The organism is Enterobacter cloacae complex sp. IR5428, assembly GCF_049238585.1.
Classification (GTDB): domain Bacteria; phylum Pseudomonadota; class Gammaproteobacteria; order Enterobacterales; family Enterobacteriaceae; genus Enterobacter; species Enterobacter intestinihominis.
Genome location: NZ_JBMKHV010000006.1, coordinates 22,871 through 39,617 on the forward strand (window position 1 = coordinate 22,871; position 16,747 = coordinate 39,617).

19 protein-coding genes, 2 tRNA genes and 1 other RNA gene are annotated in these 16,747 nt (G+C 52.0%); 12 read left to right on the forward strand and 10 right to left on the reverse strand.

Translation table 11 applies throughout. From position 1 onward, the window contains the following. Nucleotides 1-357 precede the first annotated feature (357 nt). On the forward strand, nucleotides 358-1,149 hold the full coding sequence (gene phoH / locus ACOTXC_RS10110) for a phosphate starvation-inducible protein PhoH (RefSeq protein WP_017384762.1): 792 nt from the start codon (nucleotides 358-360) through the stop codon (nucleotides 1,147-1,149). Between the two features lie 419 nt (nucleotides 1,150-1,568). Continuing rightward, a complete protein-coding gene (locus ACOTXC_RS10115) occupies nucleotides 1,569-3,074 on the forward strand; it encodes an alanine/glycine:cation symporter family protein (RefSeq protein WP_022647693.1) in 1,506 nt (501 codons plus the stop codon). 213 nt (nucleotides 3,075-3,287) lie between these two features. Here the strand turns inward: ACOTXC_RS10115 and ACOTXC_RS10120 are convergent. From ACOTXC_RS10120 to ACOTXC_RS10135, 4 genes are all read right to left on the reverse strand, one after another. Then, a non-coding RNA gene (locus tag ACOTXC_RS10120) (RtT sRNA) lies at nucleotides 3,288-3,425 on the reverse strand. 45 nt (nucleotides 3,426-3,470) lie between these two features. Beyond that, nucleotides 3,471-3,558: transfer RNA gene (locus ACOTXC_RS10125), tRNA-Ser, on the reverse strand. Nucleotides 3,559-3,695: 137 nt separating this feature from the next. Then, nucleotides 3,696-4,373 carry an isochorismatase family protein gene (locus ACOTXC_RS10130; RefSeq protein WP_003858068.1) on the reverse strand — a complete coding sequence of 226 codons (678 nt, stop codon included), beginning with the start codon at nucleotides 4,371-4,373 and terminating at the stop codon, nucleotides 3,696-3,698. Nucleotides 4,374-4,393: 20 nt separating this feature from the next. Then, nucleotides 4,394-5,254, reverse strand: a complete 861-nt coding sequence (locus ACOTXC_RS10135) for a pirin family protein (RefSeq protein WP_199008414.1) — start codon at nucleotides 5,252-5,254, stop codon at nucleotides 4,394-4,396. A gap of 109 nt (nucleotides 5,255-5,363) precedes the next feature. On the opposite strand from ACOTXC_RS10135, the gene ACOTXC_RS10140 reads away from it, so the two are divergent. Next, entirely contained in the window at nucleotides 5,364-6,269 is a 906-nt protein-coding gene (locus ACOTXC_RS10140) for a LysR family transcriptional regulator (protein WP_032622131.1), read from the forward strand. A 289-nt stretch (nucleotides 6,270-6,558) separates the two neighbouring features. On the opposite strand, the gene ACOTXC_RS10145 is transcribed toward ACOTXC_RS10140, so the two are convergent. Further along, nucleotides 6,559-6,646 (reverse strand) — tRNA-Ser (locus ACOTXC_RS10145). A gap of 229 nt (nucleotides 6,647-6,875) precedes the next feature. Here ACOTXC_RS10145 and ghrA point away from each other — a divergent pair. From ghrA to ACOTXC_RS10165, 4 genes are all read left to right on the forward strand, one after another. Continuing rightward, nucleotides 6,876-7,814, forward strand: a complete 939-nt coding sequence (gene ghrA, locus ACOTXC_RS10150; protein ID WP_421767616.1) for a glyoxylate/hydroxypyruvate reductase GhrA — start codon at nucleotides 6,876-6,878, stop codon at nucleotides 7,812-7,814. Between the two features lie 84 nt (nucleotides 7,815-7,898). Then, complete coding sequence (locus tag ACOTXC_RS10155) at nucleotides 7,899-8,636, forward strand: phosphatase (protein ID WP_421767617.1); 738 nt, start codon at nucleotides 7,899-7,901, stop codon at nucleotides 8,634-8,636. A 19-nt stretch (nucleotides 8,637-8,655) separates the two neighbouring features. Next, nucleotides 8,656-9,210 carry a TorD/DmsD family molecular chaperone gene (locus ACOTXC_RS10160; protein WP_022647698.1) on the forward strand — a complete coding sequence of 185 codons (555 nt, stop codon included), beginning with the start codon at nucleotides 8,656-8,658 and terminating at the stop codon, nucleotides 9,208-9,210. Nucleotides 9,211-9,306: 96 nt separating this feature from the next. Beyond that, nucleotides 9,307-9,789 carry a DUF1097 domain-containing protein gene (locus ACOTXC_RS10165; protein ID WP_072200882.1) on the forward strand — a complete coding sequence of 161 codons (483 nt, stop codon included), beginning with the start codon at nucleotides 9,307-9,309 and terminating at the stop codon, nucleotides 9,787-9,789. 43 nt (nucleotides 9,790-9,832) lie between these two features. Here the strand turns inward: ACOTXC_RS10165 and csgG are convergent, their stop codons facing one another. The 4 genes from csgG to csgD are packed head-to-tail and all read right to left on the reverse strand — an operon-like array spanning nucleotide 9,833 to nucleotide 12,180. Then, a complete protein-coding gene (gene csgG, locus ACOTXC_RS10170) occupies nucleotides 9,833-10,666 on the reverse strand; it encodes a curli production assembly/transport protein CsgG (protein ID WP_023299773.1) in 834 nt (277 codons plus the stop codon). Nucleotides 10,667-10,692: 26 nt separating this feature from the next. After that, nucleotides 10,693-11,109, reverse strand: coding sequence for a curli production assembly/transport protein CsgF (csgF, locus tag ACOTXC_RS10175; protein WP_003858054.1), 417 nt, complete (start codon nucleotides 11,107-11,109; stop codon nucleotides 10,693-10,695). Nucleotides 11,110-11,135: 26 nt separating this feature from the next. Beyond that, nucleotides 11,136-11,525: a curli production assembly/transport protein CsgE gene (gene csgE, locus ACOTXC_RS10180; protein WP_105322630.1), complete on the reverse strand. Its 390-nt coding sequence runs from the start codon at nucleotides 11,523-11,525 to the stop codon at nucleotides 11,136-11,138. A gap of 4 nt (nucleotides 11,526-11,529) precedes the next feature. After that, on the reverse strand, nucleotides 11,530-12,180 hold the full coding sequence (csgD, locus tag ACOTXC_RS10185; RefSeq protein ID WP_006809293.1) for a biofilm master transcriptional regulator CsgD: 651 nt from the start codon (nucleotides 12,178-12,180) through the stop codon (nucleotides 11,530-11,532). A gap of 742 nt (nucleotides 12,181-12,922) precedes the next feature. Here csgD and csgB point away from each other — a divergent pair. From csgB to ymdB, 5 genes are all read left to right on the forward strand, one after another. Next, nucleotides 12,923-13,378 carry a curli minor subunit CsgB gene (csgB, locus tag ACOTXC_RS10190; protein WP_023299774.1) on the forward strand — a complete coding sequence of 152 codons (456 nt, stop codon included), beginning with the start codon at nucleotides 12,923-12,925 and terminating at the stop codon, nucleotides 13,376-13,378. A gap of 39 nt (nucleotides 13,379-13,417) precedes the next feature. Next, nucleotides 13,418-13,873, forward strand: coding sequence for a curli major subunit CsgA (gene csgA, locus ACOTXC_RS10195; protein ID WP_003858043.1), 456 nt, complete (start codon nucleotides 13,418-13,420; stop codon nucleotides 13,871-13,873). A gap of 56 nt (nucleotides 13,874-13,929) precedes the next feature. Continuing rightward, nucleotides 13,930-14,262: a curli assembly chaperone CsgC gene (csgC, locus tag ACOTXC_RS10200; protein WP_206227142.1), complete on the forward strand. Its 333-nt coding sequence runs from the start codon at nucleotides 13,930-13,932 to the stop codon at nucleotides 14,260-14,262. 153 nt (nucleotides 14,263-14,415) lie between these two features. Beyond that, nucleotides 14,416-14,736 (forward strand): type 1 fimbrial protein, encoded by a 321-nt coding sequence (locus ACOTXC_RS10205; protein WP_206227145.1) that lies wholly within the window; start codon nucleotides 14,416-14,418, stop codon nucleotides 14,734-14,736. An 81-nt stretch (nucleotides 14,737-14,817) separates the two neighbouring features. Further along, a complete protein-coding gene (ymdB, locus tag ACOTXC_RS10210; RefSeq protein WP_022647704.1) occupies nucleotides 14,818-15,354 on the forward strand; it encodes an O-acetyl-ADP-ribose deacetylase in 537 nt (178 codons plus the stop codon). A 41-nt stretch (nucleotides 15,355-15,395) separates the two neighbouring features. Here the strand turns inward: ymdB and mdoC are convergent, their stop codons facing one another. Next, complete coding sequence (gene mdoC / locus ACOTXC_RS10215; protein WP_022647705.1) at nucleotides 15,396-16,535, reverse strand: glucans biosynthesis protein MdoC; 1,140 nt, start codon at nucleotides 16,533-16,535, stop codon at nucleotides 15,396-15,398. Nucleotides 16,536-16,747: the final 212 nt, after the last annotated feature.

The following is a 16,747-nucleotide window of genomic DNA, read 5'->3' on the forward strand; positions in this document are numbered from 1 at the left end:
ATTTATGATAATTCCTGATGTACTTAAGATAAGACAGCGGTAGTTCCCGGCAGTGATACTGACTCACTATGGAGATCGCGAATGGTTGCGTCCTGTACTGGACAAGGTAAACACATCAACCGCAGCACCCGGCGCGGAGGCTCAGACTCCGGCAGCGATTTCCTCACCACAAAATTCTCCCCTCCACCTCTAAATACGATTTCTACCGACGTGCATAACGGTGCGCGTAGCCGTTCTGTATCGTCATCCGGTAATGCAAGCAATGGCTTACAAGGAAGCCAACCCTCTGATGTTCGTGCGCATAATCGTGCCGATGCTGGCGCGTGTGATGAATACCAACAACTCAAGGTGCTATCCATGGGAAGACAGAAAGCAGTGATCAAAGCTCGTCGCGAAGCAAAACGTGTGCTGAGACGGGATTCACGTAGCCATAAACAGCGTGAAGAAGAATCGGTCACCTCGCTTGTGCAGATGAGCGGCGTAGAATCCATTGGCATGGCGCGGGACAGCCGCGATGCATCGCCAATAGTGGCGCGGAATGAAGCTCAGGCGCACTACCTGAATGCTATCGAGAGTAAACAGCTCATCTTTGCAACCGGGGAAGCCGGATGCGGGAAAACCTGGATCAGTGCCGCCAAAGCGGCGGAGGCGCTGATTCATAAGGACGTGGAAAGGATCATCGTTACCCGTCCGGTACTGCAAGCGGATGAAGATCTGGGCTTCCTGCCTGGCGATATTTCTGAGAAGTTTGCCCCGTACTTCAGGCCCGTCTATGACGTGCTGGTGAAGCGGTTGGGCGCTTCCTTTATGCAGTACTGCCTGCGACCAGAGATTGGCAAGGTGGAAATCGCGCCGTTCGCCTATATGCGCGGACGTACATTTGAAAATGCGGTCGTTATTCTTGACGAGGCTCAGAACGTGACCGCTGCGCAAATGAAGATGTTTTTAACGCGCCTCGGGGAGAACGTGACGGTTATCGTCAACGGCGATATTACCCAGTGTGACTTGCCGTCGGGCGTGAAGTCTGGCCTGAGCGATGCTATGTCACGTTTTGAGGAAGATGAGATGATAGGGGTGGTCCGCTTCACAAAAGAGGACTGCGTCCGCTCAGCGCTGTGTCAACGAACGCTGGAAGTGTACTCCGACTAAGATCATTTCACATTTTAAGTCATTTCTTCCCGGCGTCATGCCGGGAAGCTTCTTTTATCCCCTCTGTTCGCATGGCTTTTTTTTAATCATATTTATTTCCTATAGCATTCAACGGGATTTACGCACCGTTTTTCGGTAATAATAATATTGCTGTTAATTTGCTGCGAACGCTTTTTATACAGTTAGAAAAAATGTGATATGTATTTACAATACCCACAAAATACCTGTAAATATAATGATCGCGCTAATTGTTAGGTGAAAATTAAACGTGAATGTTGTCACAGAACATGACTAAGCAGTAAAAATTAAGTTGGTGTCTTTTGGGTAATTATCTATGTTTCGTACTTGTTCAAATTAAATTCTAAGAAGAAACACACCAGGGGATCGTTTCCTCTGGAACATCACGCTGAGGGTCATACATGAACGAACTGGTTAGTGCAATTAACGGTGTTATCTGGAGCCCTGCGTTAATATTTTTATGTCTGGGTGTCGGTCTCTATTTCTCACTGCGTAGTCGTTTTCTACAATTACGTCATATAAAACATATGATTACCCTGATGTTTCAGGGCGGGGCTACCGATGCCGGCGTATCATCGTTTCAGGCGTTGACGATGACGCTGGCGGGCCGCGTAGGGACAGGGAATATCGCCGGTGTGGCGACCGCCATTACCTTTGGTGGCCCCGGTGCGCTTTTCTGGATGTGGGTAGTGGCATTTTTAGGCGCCAGCTCTGCTTTTGTTGAATCCACGTTAGGTCAGGTTTATAAAGAAAAAATTAACGGCGAATATCGTGGGGGACCTGCCTTTTATATTGAAAAAGGGTTGGGGGTGAAGTGGTACGCATGGTTATTTGCTATTGTGACCATTTTCTCCTGCGGTTTATTACTTCCGGGCGTACAGGCAAACTCAATTGCCGCCAGCCTGGATATTGCCTTCGGTCTTAACCCAAACGTTACGGCGGCAATACTGGCTGTACTGTTAAGCTTCATTATTTTCGGTGGTGTAAAAAGGATCGCCAGCTTTAGCAGTATGGTCGTTCCGTTTATGGCGCTCGGCTATATTATTGTTGCCTGCGTTATTATCGCGATCAATATTGAAAAACTGCCTGCTGTTATCCTGCTGATCTGGAAAAGTGCTTTTGGCCTTGAAGCGGGATTTGGCGCTATTCTGGGCCAGGCTATCATGTGGGGCGTTAAACGCGGCGTCTATTCCAACGAGGCGGCGCAGGGTACCGGGCCACATGCCTCCTCGGCAGCAGCCGTAAGTCATCCGGTGAAACAAGGGCTGGTTCAGGCGTTCTCCGTATATATCGACACGCTGTTTGTCTGCTCCGCGACCGGGTTTATGCTGTTGATCACCGGGCTTTATAATGTTCAGGGCGTTGACGGCGCAGCCCTTTATACCGGTATTGCAGGCGTGGCGGCGGGTCCTGGCTATGTGCAGACAGCGATGGAAAGTATGATGCCGGGCTTTGGTAATTACTTTGTCGCCATCGCGCTATTCTTCTTTGCCTTCACCACCATCATTGCCTATTACTATATCGCTGAAACCAATATCGCCTACATCAACCGTAAAATTCACCGTCCGTGGCTGACGTTCCTGCTTAAATTATGTCTGATGGCTTCCACGGTATATGGCACAATCCGCACCGCGGATCTGGCATGGGGATTAGGGGATATCGGGGTAGGGCTGATGGCCTGGCTCAACATTATTGCCATTGTCCTCTTGCATAAAAAAGCCTTTGCCAGCCTGAAGGATTATGAAACCCAGAATGCGCAGGGAATTGATCCACAGTTTGATCCGGTTCGGCTTGGGATTAAAAATGCGGATTACTGGCTGGGGGAGCGCAGAGATGAAGAGGGGGGATTGCCGGGGCAGGTTTCTTCTCCTGAAGGAAAGCAGCCGGCGGGGAAGTTGAATAACTGAGGAATAGTTTAAAACGGGCCCGTGCTTATGCGCGGGCTTTTTTTATGGGTGAGGCGGTATCACCCGAACCGGCGGGGATTGACTCGCTTCGCTCTCAGTCTGTCCAACTGGCTGCGCCAGTTGTCGAACCCCGGTCGGGGGTTCTCATCCCCCCGCAGACGTGCAACATGCGAAAAAAAAGCCCGCATTTTCATGCGAGCTCTTCTTAAAATATGGCGGTGAGGGGGGGATTGACTCGCTTCGCTCGCCCTGCGGGCAGCCTGTTCGCTATGCTCTCAGTCTGTCCAACTGGCTGCCGCCAGTTGTCGAACCCCAGTCGGGGGTTCTCATCCCCCCCTTTTCGGAGAATATAAAAGAAAAAAGCCCGTACTTTCGTACGAGCTCTCATCTTAAATATGGCGGTGAGGGGGGGATTCGAACCCCCGATACGTTGCCGTATACACACTTTCCAGGCGTGCTCCTTCAGCCACTCGGACACCTCACCATATTGTTTTGCTGCCTGACCGCTTGGGGGGCAACGGGGCGCTACTATAGGGAGTTGCGCGAAAGCGGTCAAGCAGATTTTCTGCATTCGTGCCTGTTCGGTTAAGCCTTAATCAGCTTATGGCGCACCGCGCAGGATCAACGCTGCGAATCGAGCACTTCGCTGTTTTTCACGACGTCCTGCGCTTTGCTGTAACTTTCGATCAGCAGCTGGTAGGCAGGGAAGATGTGTGTGTACACCTCTGCCCATTCTCCCGCATCTTCACGGTTCCACGTGCGCTGGATCTCTGAGGCCACTGCCGCTGTGTCCATCGGTACCACGCCTGCCTGCACCACGCGCGCCAGGGTGATCTCTTGCGCCATTTTGCTGTAGGTGCCGGAGGCATCAATCACCGCAAACACTTTATATCCGTCCGCCACCGCGCTGATGGACGGGAAGGCCATGCAAACGCTGGTAATCGTCCCCGCGATAATCAGCGTTTTGCGTCCGGTGGCTTTCACCGCCGCCACGAACTCAGGATTATCCCAGGCGTTGATCTCACCCTTGCGTGCCACATACTGTGCGTGCGGCGCATTGGCGTGGATCTCCGGGATAAGCGGGCCGTTCGGTCCCTGTGGAACCGACGCCGTGGTGATCACCGGGATCTTCGCCAGCGAGGCGATCTTTGCCAGCGCTGCTGCACGAGCGCGCAGCTCAGGCATTGGCATGTCTCCAACAGTCTGGAACAATCCGCTCTGGTGATCGATAAGCAGCATAACGGCATCATTGACGTCAATAACGGGACGTGCACCGTTGAAGTTTGCAGGGGTAGACATAATGCGCTCCTTTATTACGTTTAGATTTGGCCAAAGCGGCCGGAGTTGAAATCGCGAATAGCTTCGGCGATTTCGGTTTTACTGTTCATCACAAACGGGCCATAGCCCACGATGGGTTCATTCAGTGGCTCCCCGGCCATCAGCAACACTTTGGCATCGCTGCTGGCTTCTAGATGCAGCTTGTCGCCGCTCTGACTCAGCACGACCAGCTGCGCCTCACCCGCAGGCGTGGTGCCGTTCACTGTCACGCTGCCCTCAACAACAACCAGCGCCGTGCTCCAGCCTTCGGGCTGATTGAGCGTCAGGTGGCTGCCCTGGTGCAGCGCGAGATCCCATACGTTAAGCGGTGAGAAGGTATGCGCCGGGCCGTTTACCTCTCCAAAGCGGCCAGCAATCACGCGCATTGTTCCGCTGTTATCCGGCAGGGTGACCACCGGGATATCCGCCTGAGTGATGCTCTGGTAGCCAGGCGTCGCCATTTTGTCTTTAGCGGGCAGGTTGACCCACAGCTGCATCATTTTCAGTTCACCGCCTTTCTGCGAGAACGCGCTGGAGTGGAACTCCTCGTGCAAAATGCCTGCGCCTGCCGTCATCCACTGCACATCGCCTGGACCAATAACGCCGCCTCTGCCGGTGGAATCACGGTGCTCAACTTCGCCTGAGTAGACGATGGTCACCGTTTCAAAACCGCGATGAGGATGCTCGCCCACGCCGCGTTTTGCGCCATCCGCCGGGAAGGTATGTGGTCCGGCGTAGTCAAGCAGCAGGAACGGGCTCAGCGGTTCGCCGTGCGTCTGGTAAGAAAACATCGAACGAACCGGAAAACCATCACCGACCCAGTGCGGACGAGGTGCGGTATACACGCCTGTTACGTTTTTCATGATTAACTCCTGATGTCCTGTTGATGTAAATAGCTTATATTCAGGGTTAATATCCCGGTAGATAGCAAAAATGACATTCACTGTTCCTTAAATGGAACAATGGGGGCGTATGCAGGATCTCAATGATTTCGTATGGTTTGTGAAGGTGGTGGAGCATGGCGGCTTTGCGGCAGCGGGGCGGGCGCTCGATCAGCCAAAGTCGAAACTGAGCCGTCGGATTGCGCAGCTGGAAGAACGCCTGGGTGTTCGGTTGATACAACGTACCACGCGGCAGTTTGCGGTGACTGAAGTGGGGCAGACGTTCTATCAGCACTGTAAAGCCATGCTGGTGGAGGCTGAAGCTGCGGAGGAGGCGGTGGCTGCTTTACAGGCTGAGCCGCGCGGTATGGTCAGGATCACTTGCCCCGTAACCCTACTGCACGTTCACGTGGGGCCCATGCTGGCGAGGTTTATGGCGCGCTATCCGGGAATTAACCTCCAGCTTGAAGCCACCAACCGCAGGGTCGATCTGGTGGGGGAGGGGGTGGATGTGGCGATCCGCGTTCGTCCGCGCCCGTTTGATGACAGCGATTTGGTATTAAGGGTGCTGGCGGACAGGGGTCACTGTCTGGTTGCCGGGCCGACACTGATTGAACGGATGGGCAATCCGGCGATGCCTTCTGAGCTCAGCGAATGGCCGGGTTTAAGTATGGGCGCTGGTAAACACCTGCATAAGTGGGAGCTGAGCGGGCCGGAGGGGGCGAAAGCAGACATTCACTTCACGCCGCGCCTGGTGACTACCGATATGCTGGCGCTGCGGGAGGCAGCGATGGCGGGCGTGGGCGTGGTACAGTTGCCCATTTTGATGGTGAAGGATCAGCTGGCTTCAGGTGAGCTTGTTCGGGTGCTGAATGCCTGGGAACCCAGACGGGAAGTGATCCATGCGGTGTATCCTTCCCGGCGCGGCCTGCTGCCATCGGTCAGGACGCTGGTGGATTTTCTGACCGAAGAGTATGCAAAGATGGTTGAGGACTAGCTTTTCGTAGGTCGGGTAAGCGTAGCGCCACCCGACATAAAGAGCGCAGGGAGCGAATAGAATATAAAAGAAAAAAGCCCGCATTTTCATGCGAGCTCTTCTTCAAATATGGCGGTGAGGGGGGGATTGACTCGCTTCGCTCGCCCTGCGGGCAGCCTGTTCGCTACGCTCACAGTCTGTCCAACTGGCTGCGCCAGTTGTCGAACCCCGGTCGGGGGTTCTCATCCCCCATTGCGGAGAATATATAAGAAAAAAGCCCGTACTTTCGTACGAGCTCTCGTCTTGAATATGGCGGTGAGGGGGGGATTCGAACCCCCGATACGTTGCCGTATACACACTTTCCAGGCGTGCTCCTTCAGCCACTCGGACACCTCACCATATTGTCATCCCGTTGTTGTCGGGACGGGCGCTAATGTAAGGAAAAGCCGTACTGCCGTCAACCCACTTTTTCAGTAATTTAGCGTGTTTAGACAAACTTCAGGCAACCTGATTTCGAAATGTGCGAAAAGCGCCTCTTTTATCAGCAACGCGGTTTAGCGAGAAATTTGTTATGCTGACAAGCCAGTTGAAAATGAAAATAAAACAGCGCACTAAAAGGCAATGACTATGGATATTATCTTCTATCACCCCACTTTTGATACGGCTTACTGGATTAAGGCGCTCACGGCGGCACTGCCTGGCGCACGCGTTCGCGAATGGAAACAGGGCGATAATGAACATGCCGACTACGCGCTGGTCTGGCATCCCCCGGTCGAAATGCTTCAGGGACGCCGTTTGAAGGCGGTGTTTGCTCTTGGTGCAGGGGTGGATTCCATTCTCAGTAAGCTGAAGGCACACCCTGAAATGCTGCCGGAAGATATTCCCCTGTTTCGTCTGGAAGATACCGGTATGGGGCAGCAGATGCAGGAATATGCCGTGAGCCAGGTGCTGCACTGGTTCCGCCGTTTCGACGATTATCAGGCGTTTAAACAGCAATCCCACTGGGAACCGCTTCCGGATTATCAGCGTGAAGATTTCACCATCGGCATCCTCGGCGCGGGTGTACTGGGTTCGAAAGTCGCCGAAGCGCTCGCACCGTGGGGCTTCCCACTGCGCTGCTGGAGCCGGAGCCGTAAGGAGTATCCGGGCGTCGAGAGCTTTGCCGGAACGGACGAACTCCCGGCGTTCCTGAAAGGGACTCGCGTCCTCATTAACCTGCTGCCGAATACGGCGGAAACGGTCGGCATTATCAATGGCACGCTCCTCAACCAGTTGGCAGAAGACAGCTACTTAATGAACCTGGCGCGCGGGGTACACGTTGTGGAAGACGATCTGCTGAAAGCGCTGGATAGCGGTAAACTGAAAGGCGCAATGCTGGATGTGTATAGCCGCGAACCGCTGCCGACAGACAGCCCGCTCTGGGCACATCCACGTGTGGCGATGACGCCCCATATTGCGGCCGTGACGCGACCGGCGGAGGCCGTGGCGTATATCTCGCATACCATCAGCGAAATAGAGAAGGGCAACGCGGTGACCGGACAGGTCGACAGACAGCGAGGCTACTGAGAGAAACCCGGCGTTCGCCGGGTTTTTGCTAATATTCGCCGCTGATAACTGCTATCCTTTGGAAAAACCGCAGAGGAGAGAAAGATGTATCCCGTTGACCTGCATATGCACACCGTCGCCAGTACCCACGCTTACAGTAACCTCCATGATTATATCGCTCAGGCGAAGCTGAAAGGCATCAAACTGTTTGCGATAACCGATCACGGTCCGGATATGGCGGATGCGCCGCACTACTGGCATTTTGTGAATATGCGTATTTGGCCACGTCTGGTTGACGATATCGGGATACTGCGCGGCATCGAAGCGAACATCAAAAATACCGACGGTGAAATTGACTGCACCGGCCCGATGCTGACCTCGTTAGATCTGATCCTCGCCGGCTTCCACGAGCCGGTCTTTGCGCCCCAGGATAAAGAGACCAACACCGCGGCGATGATTGCCACCATTGCCAGCGGCAATGTGCACATTATCAGCCACCCGGGAAATCCGAAATACCCGATCGATATTCAGGCCGTGGCACAGGCCGCAGCGAAGCACCGCGTGGCGCTGGAGATCAACAACTCCTCGTTCGTGCATTCGCGTAAGGGCAGTGAGGCCAACTGCCGCGACGTTGCGGCGGCCGTGCGTGACGCGGGCGGAATGGTGGCGCTGGGCTCTGATTCACACACGGCCTTCACGCTGGGTGATTTTAGCGAGTGCCTGAAAATATTGCGGGACGTGAATTTCCCGGAAGAACAGATCCTGAACGTCACGCCGCGTCGTATGCTCGACTTCCTTGAGTCGCGCGGTATGGCGCCGATTGATGAATTTGCCGATCTTTAATTAATAACGGAATAAAAACATGAATGAGTTTTCCATCCTTTGCCGCGTGCTGGGCACCTTATATTACCGCCAGCCGCAGGATCCGCTGCTGGTTCCGCTGTTTACCCTGATTCGTGAAGGTAAACTGGCGCAGAGCTGGCCGCTGGAACAGGATGAGTTGCTGGAACGCTTGCAAAAAAGTTGCGATATGCAGCAGATTTCAACGGATTACAACGCGCTGTTCGTGGGAGAAGAGTGTCGCGTGTCGCCGTATCGTTCTGCCTGGCAGGAAGGTGCGACCGAAGCGGAAGTTCGGGCGTTTCTTTCAGAACGCGGCATGCCGCTGACGGATATGCCTGCCGATCATATCGGTACCCTGTTGCTGGCGGCCTCATGGATTGAAGATAAAGCAGGTGATGATGAGAATGAGGCGATTGAAACCCTGTTCGAAACGTATCTGCTGCCGTGGGTCGGAACCTTCCTGGGTAAAGTTGAAGCCCACGCCACCTCTCCGTTCTGGAGAACGCTGGCTCCGCTGACGCGTGACGCTATCGCTGCCATGTGGGATGAGCTGGAAGAAGAGAGTGAAGAGTGATTTAAATCACAAAAATCCTGCAACGATACATTTCAACTTGCACGTAACGTGCTTCTGATCTCATTTCTAGGGTGCGCATCTGCTAAGATGCGCACCATGAACATATTACTTTGTATTGCAATCACGACTGGCATCCTCTCCGGCCTCTGGGGTTGGGTGGCGGTATCTCTCGGTTTGTTGAGCTGGGCCGGTTTTCTTGGCTGCACGGCCTATTTCGCCTGTCCGCAGGGTGGTTTTAAAGGGCTCTTTATTTCAGGCAGCACGTTACTGAGTGGCGTGGTCTGGGCGCTGATCATTATGAAGGGCAGCGCGCTGGCGCCGCATGTGGAAATCCTGGGGTACGTCATGACTGGTATTGTGGCTTTCCTGATGTGCGTTCAGGCAAAACATCTGCTGTTGTCCTTTGTGCCCGGCACGTTCATGGGTGCCTGCGCGACCTTTGCAGGCCAGGGGGACTGGAAGCTGGTGGTCCCTTCGCTCATGCTGGGATTACTGTTTGGCTACGCTATGAAGAACAGCGGTCTCTGGCTTGCAGCCCGACGCGAGAAGAGCCAGAACGTTCCTGTGGTAGGTAAATAAAAAAAAGGCGAGACGAAAATCTCGCCTTTTTATACGCCGCCAATCATGACTCCGGCGGAACCGACATCTCACGGTATTTCACCAGCACCGCATTACTCACGTCACTTTTATTCTGAAGATCCCACAAGCCGCGATCGATGCCGTCATTAATCAGGAAAATCACCCCGGTTTCGATGGCCGACATCAGACACAGCATGACCGGCTCGTTAGAGGTATAGCCAATTTCAGCCTCCAGCAAACGCTGGTAGTCGATAAAGCGGAATACCCCCGCCTGCACTTCATATGAGAGAATCGTTTTACTGGTGGTCACGGAGGATAAAATTTCACCCGTGCTTACGTTAACCACGCGCAGGTTGACGGCAATCTGATCCAGCTGATACTGCGTGTCGGCCCCGATACCAAAGTAACGGGCACCCGCGCCGCCCGATTTCACGTTACTTTCGTAGCCGATAATCGAGCCTTCCACCATGATATTGGCTGCGGTGAGAGACTGTAGCGGCATGCGGTTATTGACGCCAACGGTACCATTCTCCTGTGCAGCACGAATGATTTTTCGTTCGTTAAGCAGGTTTTGCAGCCCCTGGCGTTCCAGCGGGATAAACCAGCGCGAATCTTTCAGGGCGGTAACCAGCATCGCGGTGGCGCTCTGCGGTACGGCCGTGGAGAAGTTACTGGCCGGATACGGTTTGAACTGGCCCGTCTCATCCTGAATGTTATAGACCGAGACGAATATCTTCCCGGTAGGGCCGGGCAGATGCGTCAGATCCCGATAGCTCTGGGCACGGGGCATTAGGGTGGGTTTAGCGGCTTCTTTTGGCGGGGCAGTTAAACAACCGCTTAATAAGCACACTGCAACTAAAATAAAAAAGCGCTGCATGATAATTGTCCTTATTTCGGGGTTGTTTAGAAATCAGTTGAACTGGTCTGCAAACCGGAAACCTGGATTGTCGACGTCTTACCGGTTTTTCGGTCCGTCACATTTAACTGAAGCTGCCCGTCTTTATTGGCAATATCGACGATAAAGTCATTAGTGACCATCCGGCCGGGTTTTCCGGTATTAATGTTGGTTAATAAGCCACCTAATATTTGCGACTGGATGGCCTGAGTAAAATTATCCAGAGCTGACGGGGTCTCGATACCGAAATCATCGTCATAGCTGGGGTCTTTATAGGAGTTTTGAGCCTGCGCCTGGTTAAGCATAAAGGCTCCGTTATTCGGGTTGCCGCCAAAATTAGGGTTGCGGAACTGGAATGTCATATTTCCGGCCCAACTCAACGGCGCAATGAGCATTAACGAAATCACTGTGTGTGCGAGACGCATTACAGCCTCCGAAATAGGTGTCGTTGCTAGAACTCATCTTTTGCTAAATCGCCTGTGCTCAAAAGGGCTTTATCTAACTGTAGGCGGTTAATAGCTTCTTCTGTTTGTGCCAGTGCGAAAGCGACGTTCTGATCGAGGTCTCTTTTCGTTGGGAATAAAAAAGTCTGGTAAATAACGTCCTGATTAGCGGTTATTGTGATCCAGCTTCCCCACCGCGCACTGGGCCGTTCGTTGATGGTTAAATTACCCGGATAATCGCTTTCCCACTTATCGCTGAAGGCACGATAAAAATCGTGTCCGACAGAGGTGACAGTGTGGTCGGTCAACAGTCCAGGAACTTCCACCTCAACAGCCTGAAGGTTTCCGGCAGCAAGCATAATGCCTGCGGCGGCAATCCAACTTAGGGTGCGTTTCATGCTATTAACGCCTGAGGTTATCGTTTGCCCACGACACCGCCTGCGTGCGATTTTTAACAGCTATCTTTTTGAAAAGATTATAAAGATGCGTCTTAACCGTATTTTCGCTGATAAATAACGAACGGGCGATTTCAATATTTGAAGCACCAATACGCAGTTTGTTCAGGATCTCTTTCTCACGGTGCGTCAGAAGGGCCGATTCCGAACTGTTATAGCGATAATTTCCGGAGTGGGTAATGAGGTAGCTGGCCAGTTTTTGCGAGAAATAACACTCCCCCCGCAATATGCCCTGCAAACCCTCCACGACACGATTTTCTTCTTCTGTAACGTAAAACACGCCGTTAATATGCGGCCAGCTCTCAATTTCGCGGAAAGGATACTCATCAGGCGTATTCAATAACAACACGCGGATATTATTGTTTTTCCTGCTTAAATTATCTTGCCAGTAATGGATCAGTTTTTTATCCGCTTCCATCATATCGAGAAGAATGATGCTGCCAGGAGCGATATCATCAAAAGAACGTTGAATGTTATGAAGTTTCCCGTTAAGTGACAGGCATTGTTTTAAATGCTGCAATAACGCTGTCGCTTGTAAGGAAGGTTTTGTGATCAACAATAATGTATGACCGGGTAAGCTATGGACTTCATTAAACATGATGAAACCCCACGTTATTTATGACACCCGGCAGCTGCCCTCGTATTATTGAAAAGGGCACCAGAAGTACTGCAGGTGTGGCACTGCTGTGTGTAGTTAAAAAACCTTCCTCCAAAGGAGGCGGTAAAATTAAAAACAAATAACGTACTGCTGTTTTCAATCTAGCTATTGCAAACTTTAAAGCAAGTGTTAATCGTGTAACAGAATGTAAAATTCGATATTTATTTGTGTATTTTGCAGGGTTAATAGATTTTAAGATAAGGGGAAAGTTGTACAGGTGTATAAACGTGCACAGATTTTAAAAACCATACGGTATATTATAATGAGTTGTATTATCTGGTTTTTTATTATTGTAAGCCAGCCGGTAAAAAGTATGAACTCTGCTAAAAACATAAGACTTCCCTAAGCCGGAATTTTTTCTTAAGAAAACTTGCTTCGTGTCACGCGCGTGACAAAGGGCATTGTCGTTTTTGTCTGAAGAAGCCGGTACAGGTTGGACAGCCTGTCTCGCTGTTGTACAAGCGCAGGAAGACATTTTTGGTTTCTGCTTTAGGCGAGTATCCCGTCGTTTCAGGCGAGATTTACGACTTTGAGGTGAAGGGGAATATAAAAATAAGGCGCACGGGTGAGATATTAAACATGTTTCGGCAGACATACTCTTTTCCGTAACGCGGCGTTAACAAAACGAATCGCGTTAACGGAGTAAGGAATACTTTTTTATAGCCAGGTCCAGGGTGACAGCATGAAAAACAAAACGTTGTTTATGATGTTTACATTACTGGGTGCGCCTGGGTTTGTAATCGCAGGTGATTCAGATTTAGCCAGTTCTGAATATAATTTTGCGATAAATGAATTAAGTAAAGCTTCATACAATCAGGCAGCCATTATTGGTCAACAGGGTTCAGGAAATAATGCTGATGTACGCCAGGGCGGTTCTAAATTGCTGTCCGTTATTTCCCAGGAGGGCGGGAATAACCGCGCGAATGTTGATCAGTCAGGGACGTATAACCTTGCTTATATCGATCAGACCGGCAACGGCAACGATGCGAGTATTAAGCAGGGCGCTTTTGGCAACACCGCCATGATTATCCAGAAAGGCTCGGGTAACAGGGCGAATATAACGCAGTATGGTACGCAGAAAACAGCAGTTGTAGTACAGAGACAGTCGCAAATGGCTATTCGCGTTATTCAACGCTAGCGATGTGTGACGCCTTAATCAATCCGATGGGGGTTTACCATGAAACTTTTCAAAGTGGCAGTTATTGCAGCAATCGTAGTTTCTGGCAGTGCTTTCGCAGGTGCGGTACCACAATTTGGCGGCGGTCACGGTGGTGGCTGGGGTGGCGGCAATAACGGCCCTGACTCAACCCTGAGCATTTACCAGTACGGCGGCGGTAACTCCGCGCTTGCTTTGCAGACGGACGCCCGAGATTCTGAATTGACCATTACCCAGCATGGTGGCGGTAACGGCGCAGACGTTGGCCAGGGCTCTGATGACAGTTCTATCGATCTGCTGCAAAAAGGCTTTGGTAACAGCGCCACCATCGACCAGTGGAATAGCAAAGATTCTGTTATCAACGTGAAACAGTTCGGCGGCGGCAACGGCGCGGCGGTAGACCAGACAGCGTCCGGCTCAACGGTGACTGTGCACCAGGTTGGCTTCGGCAACAACGCGACCGCACACCAGTACTGATTCATTTCTGTACCAAAAAACAGGGCATCCGCCCTGTTTTTTTTCGGGAGGATCTCATGAGCACATTCATTCTCCTTGCCGCGCTTGCCAGCCAGATAACGTTCAGTACCTCACAGCAGGCAAATGTGACAACCATTATTCCTCAGGTCACGCTGGCAGACGCCTGCGAATGTCAGGTTGAGGTGTTATCTGTCCGGCAGGGGCAGGGGGGACAAAGTACATCGCGGCAGAAAAATACTCTTTTTATACCCGCTAATCTGCCGATTGATCTAACGCGAATCAGTTTAAATATTCGCTCAGGGGATGCGGTAAAAATAATCGTCACCGTTTCCGATGGAAAATCGCTTCATTTATCACAGCAGTGGAACACACCGGCAAGTACGCTTTAATCATTCATAAAATCAATGATTTAATAAAGTGGCGGCGCTGCACAGGTAAGCTATGCTGATATCAAGAACCCAGCAAACGGGTTGCTTAAACAGATACGTCATAACGGAGCGTTTTTACCCCTCAAGGACGAATTTCATTGAGGAGTACAAATAATGTTCAAATCCGCAGCGTGTATTATTTCTGGTCTGGGACTGATCCTGTCCTCTTTTTTTTCTCCGGCTTATTCAGCAACTATAGAGAATGGTGGGGTGATTCATTTTCATGGCGCGGTGGTCGCTGACCCGTGCGAAGTCACGCCCCGGCATCAGCAGTTTGCAATTTCCTGCCCGGAAAATAACCGTATGAAAACGCATACCATCAGTTATGACGAGGCGCTCCGGGGCCATCATCCTCACTCAGCGCTGGCCGCTGTCACCATGAAATACCTGAATGAAAAGAAAACGCTTGCGGTCGTTCAGGTGGATTACCGTTAATCGCCGTTTTTTTTCGCGACAGTTTTTCTCCTTCTCCCTCTGCGATACACTGATGAAAAAGGCGGGTTGCAGAGGGTGTTTATGAGACCGCAAATCGACGTTATTCATGGCGATATCACGACGGTGCACGTTGACGTGATCGTCAACGCAGCCAATTCCTCCCTCTTGGGTGGGGGCGGGGTGGATGGTGCCATTCACCGGGCCGCGGGCCCTCAGCTCCTTGAAGCATGCAAAACCGTGCGCCAGCAGCAGGGAGAGTGCCCGCCGGGGCATGCTGTTATTACGCTTGCGGGCGATCTCCCGGCCAAAGCGGTGATCCATACCGTTGGACCCGTCTGGCACGGTGGCGACCGCCATGAGGCTGAGATTCTGGAGCAGGCTTATCGTAACTGCCTGCGGCTTGCGGCAGATAACGGCTATAAGACCATGGCGTTCCCCGCCATTAGCACCGGGGTGTACGGTTATCCAAAGGAAGCGGCAGCTACGATCGCCGTGAATACCGTTTATCACTACCTTTCCCTCAAACCCATGCCGGAAAAAGTCATTTTTGTCTGTTTCGATGAGCACACCGCCGACCTGTATCAGCGGCTTTTGACCGCGCGCAGCCAGGCATTTTGATGTCTGAAAAGCAAAAACGGCGCTCTGGAGGCGCCGTTTTGTTATCCCGCTTTAACCTGAGGTTTGCCTGAGAACAGGAAACGCAAAAGCGGGATCCGCAGGTGGATTTCATACAACACGATGGCAATGCCAACCACAAAGACCAGACCGGTGAAGAAGCCCAGCGCATTCGATTTGATATGCGGCGTAATGTACGCCCCGAAAAACAGCGTCAGCGGATGGTGGACCAGGTAGATAAACAGTGAAGCATTAACGAAATAGGTGACGCGACTGGATTTAAAATTCAGCAGACGATGGCCAAGGGCGAACACCACGTTAACCATCCACAGGCCCATCAGCATCGTTATCACGCTCTCTGTCTCATACATCCACGCGTCCCCGCTGCCAAAGCGCTGATTGAGAAGATAGGCGGCAAAGGCCAGCGCAGCACCCACCGCACACCAGGGGGAGGGGGTGGTAAACAGCGCTTTAAGCCGGGGATGAATAAATGCCAGCGCCCCAATCAGGAAGAAGGGAATGTAGAACAGGGTCTGCATCACCACGAAATTAAACAGCCCATCGCTCAGAATGGGAGGGTAGACAATGAGCAGCGTACGCCTGACGGCGGCATACGCGACCCCCAGCGCAAGAAACAGCAGCGACAGCTTGCCCAGGGTGATGTTGGCGAAGAAGGTCGAGGTTGCGGCGCTCGCGCGCTGGCGCAGTTGACTGAAGATCAGCAAACTCACCGTGGTTAGCACCACCAGTACCAGCAGGAACCAGAGGTGGGAAATCAGCTCCCAGACCAGGGTGTTGTATTTCTCATAGAACGAGAGATTAGGCCAGTTTTCCGCCTTGCCTTTAACATGCTGCAACATGATGAACTGCGGCAGCGTCAGCAGCGGAATGGCCGTCAACATTGGTATGCCCACGCGCTCCACGCGCACTTTCCACCACCGCTTGAGGGGATAGCGCAAGAAGAGCATGTAAGAGAAATAGCCTGAAATGACGAAAAACACCTGCATGCGGAAGGCATGGATAAAATCATTGAACAGCGTCAGCCACCAGGAGGGCATCTGGCTGTTCACATGCCAGGTGTGGCTGGAATAGATCAGTGAAATATGAAAAGGGATCCCCAATAGCATGAGCCATGCGCGGATCGAGTCGAGGAAATATTCACGTTGTACAGGGGTTGTGCTCATATAACTTTGCGCATTCTCAGACTTTTCGCCTTATCCCTAAGGCTCATAATGGTTACATTCGGAGCCAACCCTACACCAAGACCGACACCCTGTCTCCAGGATAAGCACGCAAAGTGAAAAGCGGGTTCTTTCATTTGCTTAATCCATGAGCCAGCGAGCTGAACAAAGCAGTGATAATGTTGTCGGATTGCCTGAGTTTCCATTAAAATGGA